This is a genomic window from uncultured Brachyspira sp. (assembly GCF_944390595.1).
Lineage (GTDB): Bacteria > Spirochaetota > Brachyspiria > Brachyspirales > Brachyspiraceae > Brachyspira.
The window spans coordinates 1-21,612 of sequence record NZ_CALXRN010000165.1 but is presented as its reverse complement, the minus strand read 5'-3'; the positions used below and the strand labels follow the sequence as shown (position 1 = coordinate 21,612).

The following is a 21,612-nucleotide window of genomic DNA, read 5'->3' as shown; positions in this document are numbered from 1 at the left end:
ACCAAGACCAGAAACTGAAGAGCTTATTGATTTGGTGTTGGATTATACAAAAGATAAAGATAATATTTCAATATGTGATATTGGTTCTGGAAGCGGAAATATACCTATAACATTAAAAAAATTATTTTTAGAGGAAAATAAAAATATCTATATTACAGCAATTGAAATTAGTAATGGCGCTTTTGAAGTTATAAAGAAAAATGCTTTAAATATATTAGGCGATGAAAAAATTATAAATATAATAAATGCAGATGCTTTAAGTTTTACACCCGAAAATAAATTTGATATAATAGTTTCAAATGCCCCTTATGTGCCTTTAAGAGATAAAGATTCACTTCAGAAAGATTTGGAGTTCGAGCCTCAAAATGCATTATATTCTGGTTATGACGGACTTGATTTTTATAAAAGTTTTTTAAGTATTATAGAAAAATATTTAAAAGATGATGGAGCTTTCTTTTTTGAAATAGGTTATGATCAGGGAGAGTCATTGATTAATATATGCAATTCTTTAAATATAAAAAATGTTCAGGTAAAAAAAGATTTAAGCTCTAAAGATAGATTTCTTATTTGTAATAATATATAATAAGTTTTAAGGAGAATAATATGCAGTATGTGAAATTTGGAAGCAGAAGAGGAGAGCATGGAGATATTAAACTTTTAGATATATTTTATAAGCATAATATTGTATTTGCTGAAGTGAAGGCTGGAGTAGAAAAGGTAAAAGAGAAGAAATTTTTAAAAGGCACTAGAATAATGATAGCAGACGGTTTAACTACTGTTGCTGTTGCAGAGGCTTTAACTGATTCTGATTCTCTTGATAAGTTTAATATTAAATTTAATAAAAATGAAATTGAGAGAGTTAATATTGCAGATTGGGTAATAGCTGCCAAAGTAAAAATATATAAATTAAAAGAAGAAGATTATTTTCCTACTACAATAGGTAAATTCTATCATATAAAAAACAAAGATAAAATAAAATTAATAGATGAATTATTAGAAAAATATTCAAATTAATATTAGTTCATTTTAATAAAAAATAATACTGAATATATTTAATTATTGTTCATTTACTACAAAACTGTATAAAAATTAAATTTCTTTTAATAATAATCAAAAAAACTGCATATATATTATTGTATATATTGAAAAGTTAATATAAAATTGTATCTCATTTTAAAAAATTTATTTTAAAGGAGTTTACAAAAAGTGAACAAAAAAACGTTATTACCAATCATTTTACTAATTTTCTCTTTTATTATTATTGGTTGCGGTAATGGTGCCGGAAGCAAATATGCGGATACTGTAATAACCGGTACAATATACACTTCTGAAGCGGATAATAAAATGGTATCTGCTGTTGCTATTAAAGATGGTGTATATCAATATGTTGGAGATGAAGAAGGAGTAAAAGAGTTTATAGGTGATAATACCGAAGTAATTAATTTAGAAAGCGGTATGGCGATGCCTAGTTTTTTTGAAGCTCATGCACATGCTGAGTTAGGAGGTATAGGTAAATTATACCAAGTAGAATTATATGACGGAAAGTCAATGAAAGATTATGAGACAATAGTTTCAAACTTTGTTGCTGAGCATGAAGGTTTGAAAATATTGAGAGGTTCCGGATGGGGAAATGGATATACTCCTAAGAATGGTCCTACTAAAGATGTACTTGATAGAATTTCTACAGAAATTCCTATAGTATTAACATCTCAGGATTATCATTCTATTTGGGTAAATTCTAAAGCTATGGAAATTGCAGGAGTTGATGCTAATACTCCGGATGTTGAAGGCGGAGTGATAGAAAGAGACCCGGTTACTAAAGAGCCTACAGGAACATTCAGAGAAAAAGCTCAGGATTTAATATTAACTAAATTACCGGATTATTCTGTTGAAGAATATAAAAACGGTATATTAGCATATCAGGATGAAGCTCTATCTTATGGAGTTACATCTATATTCAATCCTTTGTTAAATATGAATACAGACGGAAAAAATTTATTTTCTGCTTTAAATGAACTTGATAAAAGCGGCGATTTAAAATTAACTTATTTTTCAGGATTCCAAGTTCTTGCAGAGAATGATCCTATATCAAATTTAAATGTAATAGCTGATTTGAAAAAACAAGCTAATGGAAATAAATTTAAACTTACAACTGTAAAATTATTTGCAGACGGTGTAGTAGAAGGAAAAACAGCATACATGCTTGAAGATTATACTTCTGATCCTGGATTTAGAAGTGTAGGACTTTGGGAGCAGGATGCTATGAATGAAATATGTTTGAAAGCTGAAGAGTTAGGACTTCAAATACATATACATTCTATAGGAGATGCAGCAGCAAGATTATCTATTAATGCTCTTGAGCATGTTCAAAAAACAACTGGTGCTACTAATAAAAGACATGCTATAACACATTTACAAGTAGTTAATAAAGATGATATAAAAAGAATGGGAGAATTAAATATAGTTGCAGTTGCTAATCCTTATTGGTTCTTTAAAGAAGACGGATACTACTATGAATTAGAGCTTCCTTATTTAGGAGAGAGAGCAGAGCATGAATATCCTATGAAGGATTTATTTGATGCAGGCTGTGTTGTATCACTTGCAAGCGATTATCCTGTAACAGTTCCTCCTAGACCTTTAGACGGTATACAGATTGGTGCTACTAGAATGAATTTAGAAGGCGAGCTTGATTCATTGCTTGGTGCTGATCAAATAGTAAGTGTTGAGCAGATGATGGACTCTGCTACAATAAATGGTGCTTATCAGAACTTTGCTGAAGATACTTTAGGTTCTATAAAAGTAGGAAAGAAAGCAGATTTTATAATATTAGATCAAAATATTCTTGAAATAGCTCCTACAGATATTACTAAAACTAAAGTATTAAAAACTTATATAGACGGAAAATTAGTTTATCAAGCAGCATAATTAATTTATTATTTAAATAAAATGCCCTGTATTATTACATTTTAATAATGCGGGGCTATTCTTTTTTTCCTTTAAATCTATCAATTAAGCTAACTATTCCAGCTATAATCAGACCGATTATGCATGCAATTCCTCACATATAGTACCTCCATTTTTATATTTTGTATAATACCCTAAATCAATACTGTATTTTATAGTTCTTTATAAATAATATCAGATATAATATTAAAATATTTATTTGTTATAGATTTAACATTTTCTTTTGCATTTATCTGAACATAGCCGTTATATTGTTTAATCATTTCTATATCATTATTTGAATCTCCGGTTACTAGAATCTTATCTATATTATTATTTTTTTTAATAATGTTTTCTAAGAATTTAATACCATTAGCTTTATTCACATTGTTTTTTACTATATCAACTGTTCTAATATTTGGATATGCTATAACTGTATCAAATTTATTATTTACAGCATTTGCTACTTCTTCTGTTGCTTTAGAATCAGCAGTCATTTTATTTATCTGTATAATATTTTTTATATTATATATTTCATTAATATTTATTTTTTTATCAACTCTGAAAGGAAGTATATCTTTACCGTCTTTTGATATTACAGATATAATATATTCATCATTTGCAATTTCTACAGTACCTTCAAAATCATCATGCAGAAACTTTATAACCTCATAAGAAATATCATCATCAATAGTATCTTTAAATATCATCTCTCTTTTTTCATTAAAAACTAAAGCTCCATTATTAGCTATCAAATAATCAAATTCCAATCCATGCCTGTCAATATGTTCAAATATAGAAAATTTATTTCTTCCAGTGGCAATAGCAAATATATTTCCTGCCTCTCTCCATTTTTTTACGGCATCAAATACACTGTTGTCTATTTTTTCATGTATGTATATAGTCATATCATAATCGCTAACAAATAACTTCATAACTTCTCACTTTAATTTATTATATTCAATTATAATTGATATTCCTTAATATGCAATTAGTTTATTTATCATTTTTATATAATTTAATATGTAAAAAACAATAAAAAGCAAATATAGTTATATATACTAGTATAAAATTTAAAAAAATAGTTATTATTAGCTATAGATTTTTTAATTTTTTACACTACACTATTATAATGAAAAATCCTAGTAAGTATAAATTATGGAGAGCACTATGAAAAGAGCATATATAAAAAATATAGCATATTACGTTCCTGAAAAGATATTAGATAATAAATACTTTGAGAGCATATTGGATACTAATAATGAATGGATAATAACACGTACTGGAATAGAAACTAGACATATGGCTAGAGAGGATGAGACAATATTTGAAATGGGTCTTAATGCAGTTAGGAAATTAGAAAAAAAAGGTGTTGATTTGAATGAGGTTGATGCTATTTTAGTTCCTACTGTAACAAAGGATTATATATTTCCTTCAATGGCAGGACAAATACAAAATGCTTTAGGATTGAAGCATTGCTTTGCTTTGGATCTATCAGCTGCTTGTTCAGGATATATATATTCATTAAATACTGCTACTGCATTGATAGAAAGCGGTCAATGCAAAAATGTTCTTATAGTGTCTTGCGAAAAATTAACAAAAGATATTAATTGGAAAGACAGAGGAACTGCTATTCTTTTCGGAGATGCTGCCACTGCTTCATTAATAACTACTAGAGATGACGGTAAAGGAATTATAGGAATGCATATGCAAAGCGAACCTGATATGAGTATAGTTCTTAACGGCGGAAGTGTATGTCCTATAAGAGCTGATGATTTAGAGGCTCCTGAGTTTAAAATATATATGGATGGTTCTGAAACATTTAAAAGAGCTGTAACAGAGTTTTCAAACAGTATAGATAAAGTTTTAGAAACATCAGGAAAACAATTATCGGATGTAAGTTTCTTCGTTCCGCACCAGGCTAATTTAAGAATAATGCAGGCTGTTGCTAAGAGAATAGGTCTTCCTATGGATAAAGTAAGCGTAGTATTAAATAAATTCGGCAACTGTTCTTCTGCAAGTATAGGCTTAGCATTAACTGATGCTTTAGAAAATAATAAAATTAATGACGGAGATTTAGTTCTTCTTACAGGCTTCGGAGGCGGATTTACTTGGGGTTCTACATTAATGATTTGGTAATATTTAATTAAGAAATTTTCCTAATAATAAAAATCGACTGTATAAATGTTTATAGGGCATTATAATATGTTTTTATATAATGCCCTACTTTTATTTATTGATTATTTATTTTTATCAAATAAATATATTAATTTATATAATATATAGCAAATAAAACTTGATAAGAAATATTTATAAAATAGAGTTCCGTTTTTAAAAGAATATATCATATAATTTATATACTTTGTTGGTATGTCAGACATATTATTAGTCAAAACTGCATTTAAAATTATTCCAAATAGAGATGCGAATATTGATAATATTATTGGAGTAATTACAGCCTTTTTTATATTAAATGTTTTTCTGCAGTATAAATATATTATTAAAGATTGAAATGAAGCTACTAAAAAAGATGAAATGTTTATATTTCCTCCAGCTTTTAATGTTAAATACTGCATTAAAGCAAAATAAATAAAGCTAAATAATATACTTTGCCATAATCCTAAACCTATAGTCAGCAAAAATATATATACAATATTGCTATATAAAAATCCGGCATTTGGTATATAAATTTTTGCCAACTGGGCTAAAACTAAAAATAATATAGATAATAAAACAAATATTATTTTTTTCATTTAATATTTTTACCAAGTATAATGAAATACAGGAGTTTCAGGTGCATCTTTAGGAACACCTTTTTCTTTTCTAGGAAGATCCTCATATAAATGCCATTCATACCATCCGCCGTCATATAATGTTACATTAGTCCATCCTAAAGCCAAAGCATAGAATAAAGTCTCGCTTGCTCTCCATCCGGTTCCGCAATGGAATGATATTCTTTTATCAGGTGTTATTCCCCATAATATCCATCTGTCTTCTATTATTTGATAGTTAAACATAGTTTCATCTGGATTTCTATAATCTAGTAAATTATAAGGATTGGAACCTGCATAAGCAAATCTTGAATTAGGTATATCATTAGCTTCGCCTATAAATGTATATCCGCTTACCTCTCCTAAATATTCAGGCCAGCTTCTTACAGATGCTATAACTGCATTTGTATCATTAATAAGATGTTTTTCTTCTTCCAAGTCTATTATCCAATGAGGATTTGCAGGTACTTTTACTCCGAAACTTGCTGCCGGAGTAGGTGTTACCTTTCCGGATTCTAAAGGAAGATTATCTGTTTTATATCTTTTAATTCCTCCATTTAATACTCTTACATCTTCAACGCCTGCATATTTCATAATAAGAGCATATCTTGTATTAGCATAAGGTTTAGGTCCGTATACTATAACCAAAGTGTCTTTATCTATGCCAAGACTCAATAAAGTTTTTTCTATGCTGGCATCATCCGGTCTTCTGAAGAATTTAGCCTTTTCTTCTAAAGTAAGAAATTCATATTCTTCTAAATTTTGAGGCCCTGATACATCTATAACTTTACTATCAACATGAACAGCACCAGGTATATGACCTTTTTCGTAATCTGCTTCCATATCTCCGTAACTTAGTTCTACTATAACAAATTTCTTATTTTTAGGTACATCAGGGTTATTTCCTTGTGTTAAATCATATACCCATTTAGGATAAACTAATATTTCATAATTAGGCATTTTTTCTAATGGTCTTTTTGTTTTTTCTAGCCAAGCATCTATTCCGCCGTCAAGAGTCATTACATTAAATCCTAAATTAGCGAATTTTTGAGCAGTATTAGTATCAGCTTCTTTTGTATCATAAATAATTAAATTCATAGGAGGATATAATTTTTTTCTTCCTAATTCTGTTAAAACTTCTTTATCTGATGCCAGCATATCAAACCAGTCTGCTGTGAAATCATAAGCTCCTTCTATATGTCCGCCTTCGGATGAATTTATTTTCCAGCCTATATATTCTGATTCCTGTCTTACATCTATAAAAGTATAGTTTGTATTTCCCAAAAGTTTTTGAGCTTCTTCAATAGATATATTTGTTACAGTACCTTTAGAAACAGCAGTATCTGTATTATCAAATTTTTGAGAGCATGAAATTAGAAAAATAAAAAAAGATATAATAGTTATAGAGAATAACTTTTTCATAATGATTAAACCTTCCGTAAATATTTTTGCGTAAGATTATAATATATATGCATATAAAGTCAATTTTAAAATAAATATGATTTTTTATTTTACAATTAATTAAATAAATAGTTTTAGATAGCACTAACTTTAAAGGATGGAAAAAATGAAAAAAATAATTTTTATATTTATGATGTTATCTTCTATTTTAATTATGTCATGCGGACAGAAAACTTCAGGAGACAGTGCTGCTGCTGATACTAATCAAGCTGCTATGGATCATTCAGCACATTCTGCACATAATACTGTAGGTTCAGAAATAATTAATTTAATGCATGCTCCTATGATGGAACAGCCTTTTCAAAAAACAGCAAATATTGATGTTGATTTTTTAGCTAATATGATACCTCATCATCAGGGAGCTATTTTATCTTCTAAAAAATTATTGGAGACAACAACTAATCAAACATTAACTGAATTAGCAAATAATATAATATCAGAACAGGAAAAAGAAGTTGCTGAGTTTACTGGTTTAGTTAAAGAATTGGAAGGTAAAAATATAAGCTATGCTGAGATTGACACTGTTGCTATAGGAAATGATATGGAAGCTATTATGAATAAAATGATGGCTGATATGTCTGCAATAGAAGTTACTGCTGATAATGATATTGATTTCTTAAAAGGTATGATACCTCATCATCAGGGAGCTATTGATGTATCAAAGAAAATATTAGAGTGTACAAAAGATGATAAAATAAAAGAAATAGCTAATAGAATAATAGCCGCTCAGGAAAAAGAAATATCCGACATGAATAATATGCTTAGTACATTAACTAATAAATAATTTAGTTAAATAATGATAAAAGTTGGAATTTTTTATTCTAACTCTTATTTTTTTATAATTTATAAAATATTTTGACAAAATATAAATTCTTTAGTATAATCTATATACTTTATGAAATGGTAAAAGATTATGAGTAAAAAGGATAAAAAATCCAGCAATACTATTTCCTCCGGAGAAATAACTAAGAATAAGAAAGCCCTTTTTAATTATGAACTTATAGAAAAATTTGAGGCTGGTATTGTTCTTCTTGGCACCGAAGTTAAGTCGCTAAGAGAACGCAGCGTCAATATGGCAGATTCTTATGCTTCTTTTAAAAAAGGCGAGCTTTTTATAGTTAATATGCATATATCGCCTTATCATTTCGGCAATAGAAATAATCATGAGCCTTTGCGTGAAAGAAAACTTTTAATGAAAAAAAGAGAATTGAAACGTTTATATGGAAAAATTAAAGAGCAGGGACTTACTCTTATACCTATAAAACTTTATTTCTCAAGAGGCAAAGTTAAAGCGGAGCTTGCACTTGCAAAGGGTAAAAAATTACATGATAAGAGAGAAACTCTAAAGAGAAAAACTTTAGACAGAGAAATGGAAAGATATATTAAAAAATAATTTATTCATAAGACAAAGTATTTCTTATATAAAACTCTATTTTAGAAATATTGCTTACTACTAATTTGATATTTTCTTTTTTATTTTCATTTGTTTTATATGTTTTTATTGAATCGATTAAATCAATTAGCAAATCTTTTAAATGATTCATACCTATTTTTTCAAATTGTTTTGATATAGAGCTAATTTTATCTATTACATTATAATCAATATTATTTATACCGGTAAAAGTAATATCTGATAAAATAAGCTCTAAATCTCTAATTAAATCAAAAATCATAATATATTAATCTTTTATTTTTAACAGATTCAAAGAATATAAAAATGGTATATCTTTTTTTACTTTAACTATGTAAAGAACAGATGCTATAAATATTCCAATCAATGCCATAATTAAAGATAAGTCGCTTATATTAAATATAGTTTTATATAAAACTAATATGGATAATGGTATATATATTCCGCCTGCTAATGCTGTTAATATTATGAATAACAGGAATATAAATACAGGATTTCCCATTATGCTGGAATTAAATAGGCATTCAAGTCCTAAATAATTCATAAATGTTTGAAGATAAAGATATATCATTGAAATACAGCTGAGTATAAAAAATGCTATAGAGTATATTTTTTCTCTCTTTACTATAAATCCAGATATAAAGAAAGCTATTAATAATACTGAGAAAATATAACTGTCTAAAAACATAAAACTTGCAACTATAATCAATTCTATCAGTATAATTATCATCATCAATTTAAAATTCTTTTTTATAGCACTAAATCCGAAGAAAGTATACATTATTATTTTAGATTTAGCAGTTCTGTATTCATCATAAATATGCTTGAAGTAGCTTATTAATATCAATGCTATTGCAACTAAAAATAGAGCTGGAAATAATGTTAATGTCATTATCATTGAACCTTTAACATTTATACTTTTTCCATCTCCGTTTAATATTTTATATGAAAAGCTGTCGTTATCATCATAAATATTTACATGAGCAAATTCTTCATAAGATATATTTGTATTGCCTGTTGAGCCTACATAAAGTATATGCATAAGAACAACACCTTCACCGGTGCCATTTAAATGTAATTTAGCCTTTGCAACGCCGTTTTCATCTGTAGGAACTATATAAACATTTGTATACATATTTACTTCATTAGTATTTTCTTCTTCTTCATCCATCTCTTTTAATGAGATTTCATTTTCTACTGCATTTTCAAATGTAAATACATCAGGCTTTAATGATGTAAACCTTACCAATCTATTAACAAGAGGAAGTCCTCTTCTTTCTATCATTATCGAAACTTCATTCAAAGCATTAGTATCAGATATATTAAAATTATTTTCTTTTTCGTATGTAAAAGTATATTCTGATGTTTTAGTTTGATTTGTAGATTCTTGTGCATATATAACATTCAATAGTGCAATAAATATTATAAAATATTTCAGCATTTATAAAAAAACTCCTGACAAAATTTAAAGACAATGTTATTTTATGAAACAAATTAATAAAATTAAATAATATATTAAAATATATTATTTAATTTATTAATTCTTTATGATACGAAAAAGTTTTATTAACAATAAATATAACTATTATAATTATCAATAAGTAAAAAAAGAACACTGCTTTTTTGAAGCTTAGTGTTCTTTTTATATCAGTTATAGCTATTTATTATTTTATAAGAGCAACTATTTCTTCATTTTTTACTATTAAATATTCAGTATCGCCTTCTTTTATTTGTATTCCAGCATATTTATCATATATAACGATATCGCCTTTTTTTACTTTTATATTTTCGCTGTCGCCTATTTCAACAACTTCTGCTTTTTGAGTTTTTTCTTTAGATGTATCTGGAATGAATATTCCGCTTGAAGTTTTTTCTTCCTGTCCCAATACCTTTAAAAGCACTCTTTCTGCTAATGGTTTAATAGATGCCATATAAGTCTCTCCTTAAAAATGTATTTATTTAAATAAATTTTGCTTTATAATTTTTTCGATAATTCTATAATAAAAATAATTAAAAGTCAATAAGAAATAATATCAATATTGTATCAAAACATTAATAGGATATTTTGATATTTCTTTTCTTCCATTTAATTCTTTAAGCTCTATTAAAAAAGATGATCCAACTACAATTCCGCCTAATTTTTCTACCATTTTTATCATTGCTAAAGCAGTGCCTCCGGTAGCTATTAAATCATCAACTATTAGAACTCTGTCTCCTTTTTTAATAGCATCTTCATGCATAAATAGAGTATCAGTACCATATTCTAAAGCATATTCTTCTGAAATAGTTTTATAAGGGAGTTTTCCTTTTTTTCTGACAGGTATAAAACCGCAGTTCATTTTATAAGCTAGAGCAGAACCTATCAAAAAACCTCTGCTTTCTGCTCCTACTATAAAATCTATCTTTTCATTTGAAACTTGTTCTGCCATTTTGTCTATTGCCAATTTGAAAGCATCTTTATTTTGAAGCAATGTTGTAATATCTCTAAATAATATGCCTGCTTTTGGATAATCTTGTATATTTCTTATATAATCTTTTAACTCCATATAACACCCCGTTATAATAAAAAATTATTATGTAAACAAATTACACAATTTTTAATTATAATACTTTTAACAAAAAAATCAATCGTTTAATAAATTAATTTATTAAATTAATACATTTAAGCGTTTGAATGAGAAGCTATATTAGCACCTTTCTTCCATCTGTTAGAGAAATAATACATAAGGCTAAAGCTCATGCTGAATAGATTGCTTATTGCCATAGCAGTCCATATTCCCCAAAGCTCCATTTTAGGCGATATTATATATGCAAGAGGAACTCTTATCAAAACATGTGCCATAAATGCAAATATCATAAGCATAAAAGTTTTGCCGGCACCGTTTATTACTCCATTAGTTGCAAACATCACTGAAAGCATTATTATAGAAGGCATTACAACATAAATATAACTTCTTGTATATTTTAAAACACTCATATCATCAGTAAACATTCTTACTATGAGTTCCGGGAATAATACAGAAAAAATTGCCATAAATCCGGATATTCCTATAGAAAGAATAGTTCCTACTTTATATATTTCTTTAACTCTCTCCATTTTGTTAGCTCCTATATTCTGAGCTACCATAGTGGCAATGCCTGCTGATAATGCTAAAAGAGGAAGAAATGACAAAGAGTCTACTCTCATAGATACAGCAACAGAAGCAGAAGCTGATTCTCCATAAGTATTTATAAGTCTATTTAAAAACATCCAGCTTATAGATACTATTAACTGCATAGCGGCAAAAGGCATTCCTATTTTAAGCATTAATTTGGTTATATTAAAATCGAAAGTTATATTAAAAGGATTAGCTTTAACAATACTGTTTTTCATTTTTAAATATATCATGCTGACCAAAACAGATACAAACTGTGAAAAAGCAGTGGCATAAGCAGCTCCGTCAAGTCCCATAGCAGGAAATGGTCCTATTCCTTTTATCATTAAAGGATCTAATATTAAGTTCAATACAGAGGCTATTGCCAAGAATATTAAAGGTCTTACAGTGTCTCCTATACCTCTAAGCAATGCAGATACCAAAAAATAGTAAAACATAAAAGGAAAACCTATCATGCTGATTCTAAAATAGCTTACAGAATATTCCATTATGCTGTCTGCTGTATTTAAAAATTTCATTATAGGAGGTGCAAATATATATCCAAGTGCTGCCAAAGTTAAAGCGGTTATTAAACTTATAGTAGTAGAAACTTTTGAAGCATGAAGCACAGCATCATAATCTTTAGCACCGAAAAATTGTCCTATTAAAATATTGCTTGCAACAGTTATTCCGGATGCAATAGCCATTAATATTAATATAATAGGGAAACTTACAGCAATAGCTCCTAGTCCTTTAGGGCCTATCATTTGTCCTATCCAAATTGTATCAACTATATTGTATGCTATGTTTAATAAATTTCCTAATATCATTGGTATAACTAATTTTATAAGGCCTTTGCTTACATTGCCTACTGTTAATTCAAGCATATTATCTTTTTCCATAATTTTCCTCAGTAATGAATTTTAATATAGTCTGAATTTTCTTTTTTACATAAATAAGTGCATGAGAAGAGATATTATATCACAAAAAAATAAAGTCAACATGAAAAATGTATTATTTATAAATTTTTTAATGTAAAGCATTGTATTTTTATTATGGCTTTAATTTAATTATTATACTTTAATCATTATTCCTTCCAAAGGAAATACCTATATAAAACACAAATGATAAAGAAGATAATTGATAGCTCTTTATTAAAGTTTTATCTAATATTTTTATATTATCGATATTATAAGGCATTGAAAAATCATAAGCTATATATCCGCCGTATAAAAATGCTAATTTTTCAGTTATATAAGAAAGTCCGTCAAAGTTTATTTTTATATATGGAAATATTGGCACTTTATACAATTTTTTTATAATATTATAATTCCAATTCTTTTCATCCTGATACATTAAAGAGCCTTCAAAAAATCCGTCTTTTTGTTCATTATTAACATATGCATAATTAACATATGCATACAGCGGTATTTTCATTCCTACACCTAAACCTAATGAAAAATTTTGAAAATTTATTTTTGGATTAAAGCCTATTAAAATATTATGAAATGTTAAAGTTTCTGTAACTTTAAAATAATCATATGAACTAGCATAAGGATATTCATAAGTTATAGTATTGGCATTTAAATAATATCCTGTTTCAAAAAGAAAGCTTATAGAGTTGATAGGGATATCTTTATTTAATTTCATATTGTATCCAAGCTGTGCAATAACTCCGAACTCTCCGCCTAAATTTCCTTTTATACTTTCATAAGTATGATTAGGGCTGCTTAATGTTATAGATGAGAAACTCCCATTAATTCCAAAAGGAATAAATGCATTTACTTCAAATTGAGCAAATAAAGTTATATTTACAATTAAAAAAATAATTACTGCTTTCATATTGTTGCTAATAAAAATTGTTCGCTTATAAGTCTATAGCAAATAATTTGCTATAGGCTCACAATTTTATGGTTGTTGCTAATAAAAATTGTCCGCTTATAATCCTCTGCTATTCGAGGCTTGCAATTTTTATTTAATCCTCCTTAATTATTTATTTAAAAAATTCTTATGCATCTTTATTAAAATTAATAAACTGGTATTATACCATTTGCCTGAAGCGAAGAATATATAAGTATTGTAAGGATAACAATTTTATAATGATAATTTTCTTTATCTGATAAATAGCTGTAAGTTTTAATGCTGTTCATTATTGTATCTAAATCTGTACCCAAATCTATTATTACAGTATTACTGCCATTAACTTGTTTTTCAAAAGTTAATGTTAATTGACTGCCGTTTATACTTACATTAGTAACTCTAAAATTACCTGTTAACCAAATACCTCTATAAGAAGCATAAAGTATATAGTCTATATTTTTATAATCATTTCTGTTAAAATTTATACTAAATAGATCATTTTTTATATATAAATCGTATGATGTACTACTACCCAATTCTAAACACCATATATTTGTAAAATCATCGGCAAAATCTTTTAATTTAAATTGTATTGTAGGAGTTGCATTTTGGGAAATATATCCATTTTCTACATACTGAACTTCAACATCTCTTTCATTAGGATCTAATATTTTTACATTACTGCAAGAAATCATAAATAACATTAAAAAAGTTATTAATGATATATTTCTAATCATAATAAAATCCTTACAATTATATTTACATTATAATAAATTAATAACCATATTTAACTTTAGCATGAGTTTTTCCAAAAGAAAGCCCGAATATAATACCGGCACTTATATTATTATAGCTTAGAGATCCGAATATAGGAGCCTGAGATAAGCTGGCATTGGCATAATCTTTTAAATACTTACTGCTGTTAAGATATTCTGTATTATAGTTCATACCAAAATCATAGGAAGCATAAAGTCCGTACATAATAGATACTTTTTCCGTAAGCATATAATAGAAGTCTATACTATATTTTAAATAACCTATAACCGGAGTTTTGAATAAATTTCTTATATCTCTATAATTGTACTCATCTTTGCCGTATAGTATAGATTCATCTGTAAAAGCACTGTTGTTTAAAACATTTCCTCCGAAAGGAGTTTTTACTCCTCCTCCTAATGTGATAGAGTAGTAAAGATTTATTAATGATGAGTAAAAATATAATTTTAATGAAAGTCCTGTATTTAATGTATGAAGCAGAGTTGTTTCAGATGTTGTTCCTGTAATTGAGTTTACATAAGATATTGATACGGGAGCCATATAATAGCCTATATCAAGCATTAAACTTATACTATCTATTATAAGATTATTTCCTAAATCAAAATTATAACCGCCTCTGACTAAAATACCTGTTTCTGCTGCAGATCTGTCATAGAATTTTTTAAATGAATTTTCTACATAATCTTTATTTTTTACTGTACTGTTAATATAAGTTAAACTCACGCCGAATGGAATATAAGCATCAATTTCTATGCCTGCAAAAACTTTGCTGCTGTTAAAAACAGATAATACAAATAATAAAATATAAATAATAATTCTTTTCATTTTTTATTTTCCATTTTTTTATTGTTATTAATTCTGCAGTTTAGGATTAACTCTTCCGAAAGAAGTTCCTAATATAAATCCGACTCCCAAAGATGAAGAATTAAGTTTATTATAATATTCTGTGTATTGAACATTATTAGCCTTTGAAAGTTCATCATTTAATTTATATACATTGTAATTCATTCCTATACTGTATGAAATATACATTCCTATATTTAATGCTATAATATCATGTACAAAGAAAAAGCTTTCCAATGTAAGTTTAACATAAGGTATTACTTTACTGTCATAAAGAGCTTTTATATAATCTCGGTTTCCTTTATTATCATGCGGGAGAGGATTATTCACTTTTGAATCTATATTATCAAATGTAAATGACATTGGTATTTTTATTCCTCCGCCTAATCCTACGGCAAAATTATTGCCTAAATAAAGTTTCTGAATAGCACCTATATTAATAGTGTGAAATATTATTGTAGATTTTACATCTTCATTTCCAAGTATATTTTGATTATAATTAACAGCCATAGGATACATATAATATCCGAAATCAATCATAGTGCTTGTGCTTTTTAATATGCTGTTTTCTAATTTGAAATTATATCCAAGCTGTGCTAGAACTCCTATTTCAAATGAAATGCCTGATTTTAATGACGGTATTGGTATTAAAAGCGAAGGATTTGCAGCAACCTTATTTTCATTGATAGAGCCGTTTAAAAAATTATAGCTTCCTCCTATAGGAATAGACAAATTGAAATCTATAAAGTCTATATTAGAAGCAAATATGCTTAAGCAGTTTATAATTAGTATAATAATAATATTTTTTATAATTTTCATAATTAATAACCATTATCCCTTATAGCAAAACCCAAAGATATTCCCATAGAAAAGCTGGAAACTTCTAATTTATCAAATACTTTCATGCCTGCAAAATTATTTATATAATCAGTATTGTATTTAAAAGCAAAATTATAATTAAAATAGAGTCCGGCCAAAAATGATACATTTCTAGTCAGATGATAATACAAATTAACATCAAGTTTTATATATGGTATAACAACACTTTTAAATACTTTTTTTATATCGCTGAAATTATATTCTTCTTTTCCTGTTAAAACCGATTCATCTGCCGCTGCTAATTGGCTTATAACATTACCTCTGAAAGGAGTTTTTATTCCTCCTCCTAAACCTATAGAATAAGAAAGATTATGATTAGTTACATTATTGATTATTTTTACTGAAGCCCCTGTATTTAAGGTGTGTAATAATGTAACTTCATAAAATCTTCCGATTAGTTCTTTACTAACTTCAATAGGAAGTGTTGAAGCCATATATCCGATAGTACCTACTATACTCAAGCTGTTAATATATTTATTATCGAATTTAAAATTATATCCTATTTCTGAAAGAACCCCAGCACTCCAATATCCATATTCATATACATTTCTTAAATGATCTTGAGTATTTATACTTTTATTTAAAATAGATATATTACCATCAATAGGTACAAATAAAGAAAAATCTATACCGGCAAAAACATTATTATAAAGAATAAAAATAAGTATAATGTATTTTAAATACTTTCTCATAAAATAATAACCTTTAAGTTAATCATTCAATTCTTTTTTATTTCATTGCTTCCTTTTCTTCCAATTGATATACCTATATTAATACCTGCTCCTATAGATGAATATGAATAGCTATGATAATATGCTGTGGTGAGATAAGAATTCAATTTATCTGTATTAAAGTTCATATCCATACTGTATGTGATGTAAAGACCTACAATCAAAGAAACAAAATCATTAAAGAAATAATATCCGTACATAGTTAATTTTATATAAGGTATAACTCTGCTGTCGAATAATGATTTTATATAATTATAATTGTACTTTCCATCATTAACAGGAATAGGAGGATATCTTACATCATCTCCTTTTACATTAACATCGGCAGAGAAAGGTATTCTTATTCCTCCTCCTATGCCGAATGATAATCTGTCTAAAACATAAAATTTCTGAATTAGCCCTATATTTAAAGTGTGAAATAATATATTGTTTGTAACTTCGCTGTAAGAATTATTATAAGATATTGACATTGGGGATAATTGATAACCTATTTCAGCCATTATGCTTATGCTTTTAAAAACACTGTTTTTTGTATTAAAATTATATCCTATTTGAGACTGCACACCAACTTCATAATAATCTATGTTTTTTAAAGATACTAAGGAAATATAGCTTCCCGTCATTTTTACATCAGAGAAAGTGTAATTATATCCAAACGGCACAATAAAATTAAAATCTATTTCTGCAAATAAATTTGATGATAGTAAGGATAATAAGAGAGTTATTATTGATACTATTTTTATAGATTGTATTTTAATGCATAACATTTTAGTATTTCATAAATAATTTTTTATATTATAAAATCAAGTTATTATTATGTCAATAATATATACTATTATAGTGTAGTGTAGTGTAGTGTAGTGTATTTATATATTAATTTTTTTAAGATTATACATTATATGTTTATAATAAAATAAAATTATAATAATATCAATACTTGAAAATTATGTTAATTATAATATCATAATATGTATGAAACTTGTTATTGAATTAAGCTCCGGCAATATTTTATAAATTTATTGTTTGGGGCATATTGAAAAATAAATATACTGCAGTTCTTTGCAGTTTATGAATTTTTTGTATGCATTTGTCTTTTGTTTTAATTCAAGGAAAGTTTCATGTATTTAATTAAATTTTCAATTATATTATTTATTTCTAATACGCTTCAATATTTATACAGCATTATAGATATAATATTCATTTCACATACAGTAGGAGAAGAAGGAATTACGGCATTGGGAAACTGTGCCTCAATTATGTTTATAGTAAATTCTATATCTTTGGGATTATCTATAGGAGGTTCTGTTATGATATCAAAATACAGAGGCTCTAAAAATGTAATAAAATATAAACAAAGTATTGGCAATTTAATATTCTTAAGCATTTTATTTTCTATTATAATTTCAATAATAGGTATAATATTTTCTAAAGATATATTAATTTTTATGAATATACCTAAAGAATCATTTAATTATGCTTATGACTATATTAAAATAATTTTTATAGGTATGTTATTTATGTTTTTATACGGAGCTTTATCATCTGTAATAAAATCAATAGGAAAGGAAAAAACTGCATTATATTTTATTATTACTGCAGCTTTAGTTAATATTATATTAGACTTTTTATTTGTAGTGATATTAGATATGTCTGTAAAAGGAGCTGCTTTGGCTACTATAATATCACAGGCTATAAGTTTTTTGTTATCATTATATTTTGTAAGAAAATATATAAGTTTTAATATTAATATAGATATGATAAAAGAATTAATATTTGTATCTTTTCCATGCATATTTCAAATGCTTATAATAAATATATCATACTTTATAGTTAACATAATGATGAATAAATATGATGTAATAGCAGGCTTCACAATGGGATTAAAAATCAATACTTTCATAGGTATGATTTCTTGGTCTATAGGAGAGGCTTTGAGTATAATTGTTTCAAAAAACATGGGTGAGAAGAATTATAAAGAAATAAAAAATATTGTTATATTTGCTGTATTTTTTAATGTAATAACTACAATAACTGTGATTATATTTATACATTTATTTGTAAGAAATATTATATCTGTATTTTATAACGGAGATGAAAAGACAGTAAATGATATAATATTTTATTTGAGAGTATGTGCTTCTTTTAATGGAATTATTTATGCTGTTATGTATATACTGGATAGTTTTTTGATAGGAATACAGAAATCATATTTATCATTTATTAATTCATTTATTGATTCTTTATTTTTTAAAGTTATTTTATCAAAGATATTGGAAAATAGTATTGGATTTTTAGGCATATATATTTCAATGTCTATATCTCCCATGATACCGGTTTTTATAGGAATAATTTATTTTTTAATATTTATGAGAAAATATTACTTATAAAATATATAATTTACATTATTTTTACGAATAAAATTTTAATTATTATTATTTGATTGGTTTATTGTTATCAAACAAAAAAAATCATATTTTTTTAGTTTAAAACGTAAAATAATCTCATGTAGTATTGATTTTTGATTATTTATTAACATAATTTAAAATACACAAAATAATTGTTCAAGGATTTTTTATGAGTATGCTGAAAGATGTTAAAAGTAAATTGCTGATATTTATACTTATCAGTTTAATAATAGGTGCTGTTCTTGGTATGATAGTTTCATTAAATGCTTCTGCTGAGACTACTGCAAAACTTATATCTATAGCTGATCCTATAGGTACTATATTTATAAGACTTTTAAAAATGATAGTAATGCCTGTAATACTATTTACTTTGATAAGCGGTGTATCTAGCATATCCCCTAAAGATTTGGGTATAGTTGGTATTATAATATTGATATTTTATATAACAACATCTGCAATATCATCTGTATTTGGTTTGGCAGCAGGAAATATATTTAAGCCTGGTTTGGGAATGGATTTAGATTTTGCTATGGCTGCAACTAAAGAGTTTACTAAACCAAGTTTTATAGATACATTGCTATCCACAATACCTACAAACCCATTCGCTTCATTTGCAAAAGGCGACGGAGATGTTCTTCCTACTATATTTTTTGCTATTTTCTTTGGGATATCATTGGCATTTTGCAGACATAATGAAAAAACAAAAGAAAATGCTGAGATAGTATATAAATTTTTTGTCGGATGTACTCATATTATAATCAAAATTGTAGGATGGATAATGTTCTATGCTCCTATAGGTGTTTTGGCATTGATATTTACAGTATTTGCTAAAAATGGTCCTAGTTCATTCGGATCATTATTTAAAGTTACATTCACTATTTATTTTTCTTTTATCATTCAATTAGTGATTGTTTACAGTATAATAAATATTATTTTTGGAATAAATCCTATTAAATTCTTAAAAAAGATTTCTGAGCCTTTATTTACAGCTTTTGTTACACGTTCTTCCGGCGGAACATTGCCTATATCTATGAAAATTGCCGATGAGCAAATGGGAATTAATCAAGGTATTTATAGTTTTACTTTGCCTTTAGGTGCTACTATAAATATGAATGGTACTGCTATATATTTAGGTATTTGTGCAATATTTATAGCTAATGCAAGCGGAAATCATTTGAATTTTGATTCTCAATTAACAGTTGTTATAGTATCAGTTTTGGCTGCCATTGGTACGGCTGGCGTTCCTGGAGCTGGTTCTATTATGCTTTTAATGGTTCTTAATTCCATAGGATTAGATATTAATTCTAATGCTAATGTGGCTGCTGCTTATGGTATGATAGTAGGAATAGATGCTCTGCTTGATATGGGAAGAACTGCTTTGAATATATCAGGAGATTTATGCGGTACTGCTGTCGTTGCTAAATTAACTAAACAGATGGATATGAGTAAATGGAGTTAATTTTTTAATAAACAAATTAAGGCGTATGTTTAACATACGCCTTTTATTATTATGGATTATATTGTTATGAATTTGAAATGCTTATTTTATTACTTCTTATTCTCCTTTAATCTCAATTTTTTTCTCATACTTAAACTCTTCTTTTTTTGGAAGGTTTATAACCAAAACTCCGTTATTTAAATTAGCTTCTATATTCTCTACATCAATACCTTTGGTGCTTATATTGAAGCTCTGCTCATAACTTGAAATAACTTCTTCTTTTGTTTCCCCGTCATCTGATTTCACCATTTTTTTTCTTTTAGCAGAAATAGATAATATATTTTCTTTTATACCTATTTCCAAATCTTCTTTCTTAACTCCAGGCATATCAATTTCTAAGCAGTAGCTTTTTTCATCTTCATCTATTCTGTAATCAAGCATTCTATGTTCATAATCTCTGTAATGTACAGGATTGTTATATCTATTAGTATTTGAAAAAATTGAATGTAAAGTTGGTACAAATATTCTTTTTGACATATTGAAATCTCCTTATTTCATATTTTAAAAATTCTCATAAACCTCTAATTGAATTCATTAAGCTATATTAATTTTTTTCTCATATTTAATCTCTTCTTTTTTTGGAAGAGTTATAGTCAAAACTCCATTATTTAAATTAGCTTCTATATTTTCTATATCAATACCTTTTGTACTTACATTAAAGCTTTGTTCATAGCTTGATATGATTTCCTCTTTAGATTCTCCATTTTCTGTTTTTACTGTTTTTTTGCGTTTTGCAGAAATGGATAATACATTTTCTTTTATACATATTTCTAAATCTTCTTTTTTTACTCCAGGCATGTCCATTTCTATAGAATAATTTTTATCATTTTCTTCTATATTGCAGCGGCATGCTCTTTTCATTTCATTATTATTGTATAAGCTATTAAATGCTTCATTAAAAC

24 protein-coding genes are annotated in these 21,612 nt (G+C 26.7%); 8 read left to right on the top strand and 16 right to left on the bottom strand.

Features of this window, described 5'->3' with window-relative positions; all coding sequences use genetic code 11:
• From Q0J90_RS09710 to Q0J90_RS09700, 3 genes are all read left to right on the top strand, one after another.
• A partial coding sequence (locus Q0J90_RS09710) for a HemK/PrmC family methyltransferase (protein WP_297277710.1) occupies window positions 1-583 on the top strand: 583 nt, incomplete at its 5' end.
• 20 nt (window positions 584-603) lie between these two features.
• Window positions 604-1,014 carry an ATPase gene (locus Q0J90_RS09705; protein ID WP_297277709.1) on the top strand — a complete coding sequence of 137 codons (411 nt, stop codon included), beginning with the start codon at window positions 604-606 and terminating at the stop codon, window positions 1,012-1,014.
• Between the two features lie 192 nt (window positions 1,015-1,206).
• The gene (locus Q0J90_RS09700; protein ID WP_297277708.1) at window positions 1,207-2,925 is read left to right on the top strand and encodes an amidohydrolase family protein; all 1,719 of its coding nucleotides are present in this window, start codon (window positions 1,207-1,209) and stop codon (window positions 2,923-2,925) included.
• A 191-nt stretch (window positions 2,926-3,116) separates the two neighbouring features.
• Here Q0J90_RS09700 and Q0J90_RS09695 read toward each other — a convergent pair whose 3' ends face one another.
• Entirely contained in the window at window positions 3,117-3,878 is a 762-nt protein-coding gene (locus tag Q0J90_RS09695; protein WP_297277707.1) for an HAD-IIB family hydrolase, read from the bottom strand.
• Window positions 3,879-4,113: 235 nt separating this feature from the next.
• Between Q0J90_RS09695 and Q0J90_RS09690 the strand changes: the two genes are divergently transcribed.
• Window positions 4,114-5,082 (top strand): 3-oxoacyl-ACP synthase III family protein, encoded by a 969-nt coding sequence (locus Q0J90_RS09690; RefSeq protein ID WP_297277706.1) that lies wholly within the window; start codon window positions 4,114-4,116, stop codon window positions 5,080-5,082.
• Window positions 5,083-5,183: 101 nt separating this feature from the next.
• On the opposite strand, the gene Q0J90_RS09685 is transcribed toward Q0J90_RS09690, so the two are convergent.
• Both Q0J90_RS09685 and Q0J90_RS09680 read right to left on the bottom strand, forming a co-directional pair.
• Window positions 5,184-5,696, bottom strand: a complete 513-nt coding sequence (locus tag Q0J90_RS09685) for a hypothetical protein (RefSeq protein WP_297277705.1) — start codon at window positions 5,694-5,696, stop codon at window positions 5,184-5,186.
• A gap of 9 nt (window positions 5,697-5,705) precedes the next feature.
• Entirely contained in the window at window positions 5,706-7,136 is a 1,431-nt protein-coding gene (locus Q0J90_RS09680; RefSeq protein ID WP_297277704.1) for a rhodanese-like domain-containing protein, read from the bottom strand.
• A gap of 145 nt (window positions 7,137-7,281) precedes the next feature.
• On the opposite strand from Q0J90_RS09680, the gene Q0J90_RS09675 reads away from it, so the two are divergent.
• Both Q0J90_RS09675 and smpB read left to right on the top strand, forming a co-directional pair.
• Complete coding sequence (locus Q0J90_RS09675; protein ID WP_297277703.1) at window positions 7,282-7,959, top strand: DUF305 domain-containing protein; 678 nt, start codon at window positions 7,282-7,284, stop codon at window positions 7,957-7,959.
• Window positions 7,960-8,088: 129 nt separating this feature from the next.
• On the top strand, window positions 8,089-8,568 hold the full coding sequence (gene smpB / locus Q0J90_RS09670; RefSeq protein ID WP_297277702.1) for an SsrA-binding protein SmpB: 480 nt from the start codon (window positions 8,089-8,091) through the stop codon (window positions 8,566-8,568).
• Between the two features lies 1 nt (window position 8,569).
• On the opposite strand, the gene Q0J90_RS09665 is transcribed toward smpB, so the two are convergent.
• From Q0J90_RS09665 to Q0J90_RS09615, 11 genes are all read right to left on the bottom strand, one after another.
• Window positions 8,570-8,848 (bottom strand): hypothetical protein, encoded by a 279-nt coding sequence (locus tag Q0J90_RS09665; protein WP_297277701.1) that lies wholly within the window; start codon window positions 8,846-8,848, stop codon window positions 8,570-8,572.
• 6 nt (window positions 8,849-8,854) lie between these two features.
• Window positions 8,855-10,027, bottom strand: coding sequence for a hypothetical protein (locus Q0J90_RS09660; protein WP_297277700.1), 1,173 nt, complete (start codon window positions 10,025-10,027; stop codon window positions 8,855-8,857).
• A gap of 223 nt (window positions 10,028-10,250) precedes the next feature.
• A complete protein-coding gene (locus Q0J90_RS09655; RefSeq protein ID WP_028331005.1) occupies window positions 10,251-10,517 on the bottom strand; it encodes a co-chaperone GroES in 267 nt (88 codons plus the stop codon).
• A gap of 102 nt (window positions 10,518-10,619) precedes the next feature.
• Complete coding sequence (locus tag Q0J90_RS09650) at window positions 10,620-11,132, bottom strand: adenine phosphoribosyltransferase (protein WP_297277699.1); 513 nt, start codon at window positions 11,130-11,132, stop codon at window positions 10,620-10,622.
• 116 nt (window positions 11,133-11,248) lie between these two features.
• Window positions 11,249-12,622 (bottom strand): MATE family efflux transporter, encoded by a 1,374-nt coding sequence (locus Q0J90_RS09645; protein ID WP_297277698.1) that lies wholly within the window; start codon window positions 12,620-12,622, stop codon window positions 11,249-11,251.
• 178 nt (window positions 12,623-12,800) lie between these two features.
• Window positions 12,801-13,562 carry a hypothetical protein gene (locus Q0J90_RS09640; RefSeq protein WP_297277697.1) on the bottom strand — a complete coding sequence of 254 codons (762 nt, stop codon included), beginning with the start codon at window positions 13,560-13,562 and terminating at the stop codon, window positions 12,801-12,803.
• 185 nt (window positions 13,563-13,747) lie between these two features.
• Window positions 13,748-14,317: a hypothetical protein gene (locus Q0J90_RS09635; protein WP_297277696.1), complete on the bottom strand. Its 570-nt coding sequence runs from the start codon at window positions 14,315-14,317 to the stop codon at window positions 13,748-13,750.
• Between the two features lie 37 nt (window positions 14,318-14,354).
• A complete protein-coding gene (locus Q0J90_RS09630) occupies window positions 14,355-15,179 on the bottom strand; it encodes a hypothetical protein (protein ID WP_297277695.1) in 825 nt (274 codons plus the stop codon).
• Between the two features lie 27 nt (window positions 15,180-15,206).
• Window positions 15,207-16,016, bottom strand: a complete 810-nt coding sequence (locus tag Q0J90_RS09625; RefSeq protein ID WP_297277694.1) for a hypothetical protein — start codon at window positions 16,014-16,016, stop codon at window positions 15,207-15,209.
• A gap of 2 nt (window positions 16,017-16,018) precedes the next feature.
• Window positions 16,019-16,768, bottom strand: a complete 750-nt coding sequence (locus tag Q0J90_RS09620; protein ID WP_297277693.1) for a hypothetical protein — start codon at window positions 16,766-16,768, stop codon at window positions 16,019-16,021.
• A 26-nt stretch (window positions 16,769-16,794) separates the two neighbouring features.
• Window positions 16,795-17,574 carry a hypothetical protein gene (locus Q0J90_RS09615; protein WP_297277692.1) on the bottom strand — a complete coding sequence of 260 codons (780 nt, stop codon included), beginning with the start codon at window positions 17,572-17,574 and terminating at the stop codon, window positions 16,795-16,797.
• 351 nt (window positions 17,575-17,925) lie between these two features.
• On the opposite strand from Q0J90_RS09615, the gene Q0J90_RS09610 reads away from it, so the two are divergent.
• Both Q0J90_RS09610 and Q0J90_RS09605 read left to right on the top strand, forming a co-directional pair.
• Window positions 17,926-19,194, top strand: a complete 1,269-nt coding sequence (locus Q0J90_RS09610) for an MATE family efflux transporter (RefSeq protein WP_297277691.1) — start codon at window positions 17,926-17,928, stop codon at window positions 19,192-19,194.
• 187 nt (window positions 19,195-19,381) lie between these two features.
• A complete protein-coding gene (locus tag Q0J90_RS09605) occupies window positions 19,382-20,671 on the top strand; it encodes a dicarboxylate/amino acid:cation symporter (protein WP_297277690.1) in 1,290 nt (429 codons plus the stop codon).
• A 96-nt stretch (window positions 20,672-20,767) separates the two neighbouring features.
• Here Q0J90_RS09605 and Q0J90_RS09600 read toward each other — a convergent pair whose 3' ends face one another.
• Together Q0J90_RS09600 and Q0J90_RS09595 are read right to left on the bottom strand one after the other, a co-directional pair.
• Window positions 20,768-21,187 carry an Hsp20/alpha crystallin family protein gene (locus tag Q0J90_RS09600; RefSeq protein WP_297277689.1) on the bottom strand — a complete coding sequence of 140 codons (420 nt, stop codon included), beginning with the start codon at window positions 21,185-21,187 and terminating at the stop codon, window positions 20,768-20,770.
• A 57-nt stretch (window positions 21,188-21,244) separates the two neighbouring features.
• Window positions 21,245-21,571 carry an Hsp20/alpha crystallin family protein gene (locus Q0J90_RS09595; RefSeq protein WP_297277711.1) on the bottom strand — a complete coding sequence of 109 codons (327 nt, stop codon included), beginning with the start codon at window positions 21,569-21,571 and terminating at the stop codon, window positions 21,245-21,247.
• Window positions 21,572-21,612: the final 41 nt, after the last annotated feature.